Below are 5,552 nucleotides of genomic sequence, written 5' to 3'. Positions count from 1 at the left end.
CATCAGTGCAAGCACAACCTGAATTACTGGCGCTTCGGCGACTATCTCGGGATCGGCGCGGGCGCCCATACGAAGCTGTCGTTCCCGAACCGGATCCTGCGGCAGGCGCGCTACAAGCATCCGGCGACCTTCATCGAGCAGGCGAAGGCCGGCACGGCCGTGCAGGAAGAGCGTGAAGTCGGCGCGCGCGACCTGCCGTTCGAATTCATGCTGAACACGCTGCGGCTCGTCGAGGGCTTCCCCGTGCACAGCTTCGCGGAACGCACGGGCCTGCCGATGAGCACGATCGAGCCGGCGCTGAAGGAGGCGGAACGGCGCGGGCTGATCACGCGCGATTTCACGCAAATCGCGCCGACGCCGCTCGGCCAGCGTTTCCTCAACGACCTGCAGGAATTGTTCCTGCGCGACGACTGAACGCATGAACGAGGCGGCATTTCGGTTACAATGCCGCCTCGTGTGGAAGCGTGGCCGAGCGGTTTAAGGCACTGGTCTTGAAAACCAGCGACGGGAAACTGTCCGTGAGTTCGAATCTCACCGCTTCCGCCAGGAAGTTCGCCGAACCCCGTCCATTCGCAGAATGACGGGGTTTTTGTTTGTCCGCTCGCGTGCGCCCCGCACGTTCCGACGCGTCGCGCCGGATGCCGTTACAATCCCGCGCTCCGATTCGCGAAACGGGAAATCCACGTCATGAAGCCCTTCCTCGTCTCGTCGCTCGTCGCCGTGCTGGCCGCCGTCAGCACGCATGCAGCGGCCGACACCGCCTCCGGCAGCGACGCGCAGGCGTCGTGCGCGATCGCGTACGTGACCGGCGTCGGCGGTTCGCCGCGCGGCCTCAGCGAATATCTCGCGAGCCCGTCGCCATACAACTACCTGAAGGACAACGAGCTTCAGTGCAAGGTGGGCGACGACGGACGCACGTCGAACTGCACCGGGGTGACCTACCTGCGCAACGAACAGGTCAGCGTGTACGACGATTCCGATCCGGCGACGCTGACCGTCGTCGCGCGCGTGGAACTCGACCATGGCCAGAAGTATCCGGTGATCGTCGTCGTGCAGCGCAAGGACGCGCGCTGCAAGTAACGAAGTCGCGGTGCGACGCGCCGTCGGTCGAGACGGAACGTGCGTCCACGCCGCGCCTTGCGCGGCACCTGCCCGGTGGGCACGGGCGGCGGCGCTCGGTCATGCAAACCGGACCAGCACGTCAGGCAGCGCACCGGCGCCCGACGCGAAAAATACGATGATCCGCATTTCCGTCGCTCGCTCGTGGAATCGGCGCCGAATCGACACGGTACGCGCGCCCGGATACCAGCCGCCGCACACCGCTCCGGACGCCTCCCGGCCCGCCCCGCCATCGCCTAGAATTCGTTCAACACGGCGACACGAACGCCGCCGCGTGTTCGATGTATTCGATGCCGCACGCGCCACCCCTGCGCGCGGCACACGGAGATCGCCATGACCGACCTGTCGACCGCGACGGACCACGTCGATTACGAAGGCTTCGAGATCCATGTCGTGCCGGCCACGCTGCCAGGCAGCGACACGCGCTATACCTACACCGGCTACGTGTGCCATCCGGGCGTGAATCCGGCGTTGCCCGGCCATGCGGTGCCGTTTCACGCGGACGGCGAGGAAAGCTTCGCGAGCCTCGACGAGGCGACCCACGAAGCCATCCACATCGGCAAGAGCATCATCGACGGCACGCACCCCGACCTGTCGGTACTGTCGCTCGTCACGCACGGCTTCTGAACCGGCCGACGCACGTCGCCGGCGATTGCCCGGGAGGTGCGGTCGAGGTTGCCGCCTCGGCGGACCGCTGCGCCAGCCGGACGATCGATCGCAGCGTGCCGTGGCTTTCAACCTTGCAACACGCGCGTCCGCCGCGGCCGCTGTCACATGTCGCGTCACATCACGACGCACGTTGCACGGTTGCTCGACGCGGCGCCCGGCCGTCATCATCAGCGATCCCGGCGGCCGATCCAGCGCGCTATGCGTTTCTCCCCATATCGTCTCGCGTCGGTGCGCCTATCATTTTTTTATCGTCCCTCCCGGCCATTACCTCATGCGCCCCCTTCTCCGTCCGCGCGTCGCCCGGCTGCGTATTGCCGCGCTGGCCGCCGTCGCCCTGCTTGCCGCGTGCACGATCACGCCGCCTTCGTCGTTACGCTCGGTCCTGACGATTCCGTCGGTCATACGCAGCGGCAACCTCGACCAGTATCGCGTCGAGGTCGCGCATCGTGTCGCCGAACGCAATCCGTCCGGCATGCTGCACGGCACACCGCAGGCCATGCTCCGTTCGCTCGTCGTCGTCGCCTTCACCGTCGATGGCAGTGGCCGCGTCGTCAACGCATCCGTCTATCGCAGCAACGGCGACAGCGAAGCGGAAGCGCTCGCGCTCGCGTCGCTGCGCCGCTCGGCTCCGCTGCCGGCGCCGCCGTCGCGGCTGCTCGACGGCAACGGCCGGCTCGAACTGATGGAAGGCTGGCTCTTCAACGACGACGGCCACTTCCAGCTGCAAAGCACCGCCTCCGCGCAGGCGCAATCGATCGACTGATGCGCCGCCGCGGCCCAATTGCCGGTGAGCGGCGGCGCTGGCTATAATTTTCCGCACTCGCGTGGCCATCACGCCGCGCATGCGTTCGCACGCCCCACCCGGCAAGCGAGCCGACCACGCCGGCACCGGGCGGCGGCGACCTACCCGTCTCCATCGTCGACCGGCGGGTGACGTCCGCGCGACGGCGCGCGTCCACGCCGCCACCGCGTCATCCGCATCACTCATTTGCCCGGCCGCTCCCGGCAGGCCGTCGCCTGCCCGAGCGTACGCTCGGCCGAGCACCCCAACGACAAAACGGAGACATCCATGTCCGCATCCCCCCCGGCCGTTGCACACGCAACCGGTTCGGCCGGCGCCGTCAGCCACCGGCGCATCGTGTTCGCGAGCTTCATCGGCACCGCGATCGAGTTCTACGATTTCTACGTGTACGCGACGGCCGCCGCGCTCGTCATCGGCCCCGTATTCTTCCCGCACGGCTCAGCAACGGCGCAAGCGCTGTCGGCGTTCGTCACGTTCGGCATCGCCTTCATCGCGCGCCCGATCGGCTCGTTCCTGTTCGGGCACTTCGGCGACCGCATCGGCCGCAAGTCGACGCTCGTCGCCTCGCTGCTCGTGATGGGCGTGTCCACCACCGCGATCGGCTTCGTGCCCGGCTACGACACGATCGGCGCGCTCGCGCCGGTGCTGCTGTGCGTGCTGCGCTTCGGGCAGGGGATCGGCCTCGGCGGCGAATGGGGCGGCGCGGCGCTGCTCGCGACCGAGCATGCGCCGCAGGGCAAGCGCGGCTGGTTCGGGATGTTCCCGCAACTGGGGCCGTCGGTCGGCTTCCTGATGTCGAACGGCCTGTTCTTCGCGCTCGCGCTGTCGCTGTCCGACGACCAGTTCCGCAGCTGGGGCTGGCGCATCCCGTTTCTCGTCAGCGCGGTACTCGTCGCGCTCGGCCTGTACGTGCGGCTCAAGATCACCGAAACGCCCGCGTTCCAGGCGGCCCTCGACCGCAACGAGCGCGTGCGCGTGCCGGTCGCGACACTCGTCACGCAGCACTGGCGGCCGACGCTGCTCGGCGCGCTCGCGATGGTCGTCTGCTACACGCTGTTCTACATCTCGACGGTGTTCTCGCTGTCGTATGGCGTGTCGGCGCTGCATATTCCGCGCCAGAGCTTCCTCGGCCTGCTGTGTTTCGCGGTCGTCTTCATGGGGCTCGCGACGCCGCTGTCCGCATGGGCGTCGGACCGCTTCGGGCGCAAGCCGGTGCTGGTCGTCGGCGCGATCGCCGCGCTGTTGTCGGGGTTCGCGATGGAACCGCTGCTCGGCAGCGGATCGATGCCGCTCGTCGCGCTGTTCCTGACGATCGAGCTGTTCCTGATGGGGGTGACGTTCGCCCCGATGGGCGCGCTGCTGCCGGAATTGTTCCCGACCAACGTCCGCTATACGGGCGCGGGCGTCGCGTACAACCTCGGCGGGATTCTCGGTGCGTCGATCGCACCGTATATCGCGCAACTGCTGGCCGCGCGCGGCGGACTGTCGTGGGTCGGCGGCTATGTATCGGTGGCGGCGGCGATCAGCCTGATCGGTGTCCTGCTGATGCGCGAAACGCGCGACGCGTCGCTCGTCTGACCCTCCGGGGCGACCCGGGTTGCAGGGCGGCGGGCGATGCCTATACTCGATCCTGGGCGTGTCGTCGCGCGCCCGGTCCCGCCCCGACAAGGAGCCGCCGCGATGAATATCCGCCTCGCCAATGCCGACCTCGTCCTGATCCTCGCGCTCGCACTGGGCGGCGCGCTACTGCTCGCGCTGCGGTTCCGGCCGAAGACCTGGCGCGGCCTCGTGTTCGAGGCGCTGCTGGCGAACCTGGCGGCCATCGCCGCCGTCGTCACGGTCGAGGCGTTGCTCGCGTGATCGCGGCCGCCGCGCCGCGTCAGGCGGTCAGCCGCGCGCGCAACGCGCCATAGGCGGGGCAGACCGCATCGATCGCGCCCAGCGCCTCGTCGACGGTCGGCATCGCGCCCGGCTCGCCGATCGACAGCGCATGCGGCGCGCCGCCGATGCCGCAATGGTGGCGCGACGTCGCGACGAAAATCATCACGGTCGGCCGCTGCAGTGCGTGCGCCATGTGCACGAACCCGGTATCGACGCCCACCACGAGCGCGGCCCGGCCAAGCGCCGCACCGAGTTCACGCACCGTCATCGCCGGTAACACGATCGCCCCCGGCGCACGCGCGGCGATATCCCGCGCGTCGTCATGCTCGGCCGCCGATCCCCACGGCAGCAGCACGCGCACGCCGCGCGCCATCATCTCCGTGGCAAGCGCGGCCCAGTGCTCGGCCGGCCATTTCTTGTCGGGATTGGACGTCGCGTGGAACAGCAGCATGAACGGCCCGCCGTCGGTCACGGCGGCCGGCAGGTTCGCATCCTGCGGCGCGACGATGCCGTGCATGGCGGGCCCTTCCGGCACGTAGCCGAGCGCTTCGCCGGCACTCACGCGCATTCCGTGCCATGCGTCGCAGTCCGGCCGCGGGCCGAAACGGTGCGAATACGCGAAGCGCGCGCCCGTTTCGCCGAGATCCTGCGTCTGGTAGCCGAAGCGACGCGCGCCACGCGCCAGCGACGAAATGATCGCGCTCTTGTACACGCCGTGCAGATCGATGACCGCGTCGTAGCGGTGCGCACGCAACGCGCCGATCGAGGCCGAGATCGCCTTCAGGTCGCCGGCATTGCGCAGTTTCTTGAAGCGGCGCAGCGGCGCGCCCAGGACGGCGCTCACACCCGGATGCCAGCGTACGACCTCCGCGCACGATTCGTCGACGGCCCAGTCGACCGTCACGCCGGGGAACGCGCGATGCAGGTCGGCGACGACGGGCAGCGTCTGGACGACGTCGCCGAGCGACGTCACTTTCACGATAAGGATGCGTTTCACGATTTGCGGGATTCTTGACTGGCCACCTTGGCATGCTAACGAGGTTGCTGTGCGCAGAAATTACGCCAACATTACATTTGCAAC

Annotated in this window: 6 protein-coding genes, 1 tRNA gene and 1 pseudogene; 7 read left to right on the top strand and 1 reads right to left on the bottom strand. The window is 68.3% G+C overall.

Annotated features, from left to right (window positions below; genetic code table 11):
- From JMF90_RS21995 to JMF90_RS21965, 7 genes and pseudogenes are all read left to right on the top strand, one after another.
- Positions 1-414, top strand: a pseudogene (locus JMF90_RS21995) (oxygen-independent coproporphyrinogen III oxidase-like protein); the annotation flags it as partial.
- A 44-nt stretch (positions 415-458) separates the two neighbouring features.
- Positions 459-546: transfer RNA gene (locus tag JMF90_RS21990), tRNA-Ser, on the top strand.
- A 141-nt stretch (positions 547-687) separates the two neighbouring features.
- A complete protein-coding gene (locus tag JMF90_RS21985) occupies positions 688-1,080 on the top strand; it encodes a hypothetical protein (RefSeq protein ID WP_006476626.1) in 393 nt (130 codons plus the stop codon).
- A gap of 372 nt (positions 1,081-1,452) precedes the next feature.
- Positions 1,453-1,746, top strand: coding sequence for a hypothetical protein (locus JMF90_RS21980; protein WP_006476627.1), 294 nt, complete (start codon positions 1,453-1,455; stop codon positions 1,744-1,746).
- A gap of 313 nt (positions 1,747-2,059) precedes the next feature.
- The gene (locus JMF90_RS21975) at positions 2,060-2,551 is read left to right on the top strand and encodes an energy transducer TonB (protein ID WP_027806771.1); all 492 of its coding nucleotides are present in this window, start codon (positions 2,060-2,062) and stop codon (positions 2,549-2,551) included.
- Between the two features lie 306 nt (positions 2,552-2,857).
- Positions 2,858-4,168 carry an MFS transporter gene (locus JMF90_RS21970; protein ID WP_054927495.1) on the top strand — a complete coding sequence of 437 codons (1,311 nt, stop codon included), beginning with the start codon at positions 2,858-2,860 and terminating at the stop codon, positions 4,166-4,168.
- A 102-nt stretch (positions 4,169-4,270) separates the two neighbouring features.
- Positions 4,271-4,450 (top strand): hypothetical protein, encoded by a 180-nt coding sequence (locus JMF90_RS21965; protein ID WP_006486620.1) that lies wholly within the window; start codon positions 4,271-4,273, stop codon positions 4,448-4,450.
- A 19-nt stretch (positions 4,451-4,469) separates the two neighbouring features.
- Here JMF90_RS21965 and waaC read toward each other — a convergent pair whose 3' ends face one another.
- Complete coding sequence (waaC, locus tag JMF90_RS21960) at positions 4,470-5,468, bottom strand: lipopolysaccharide heptosyltransferase I (protein WP_054927494.1); 999 nt, start codon at positions 5,466-5,468, stop codon at positions 4,470-4,472.
- Between the last annotated feature and the right edge of the window lie 84 nt (positions 5,469-5,552).

Origin of the sequence: Burkholderia sp. E168m23 (assembly GCF_016586125.1) — a bacterium.
Taxonomy (GTDB): Bacteria; Pseudomonadota; Gammaproteobacteria; order Burkholderiales; family Burkholderiaceae; genus Burkholderia; species Burkholderia orbicola.
The sequence above is the reverse complement of the archived record's forward strand: the minus strand, read 5'-3'. Positions and strand labels throughout refer to the sequence as shown.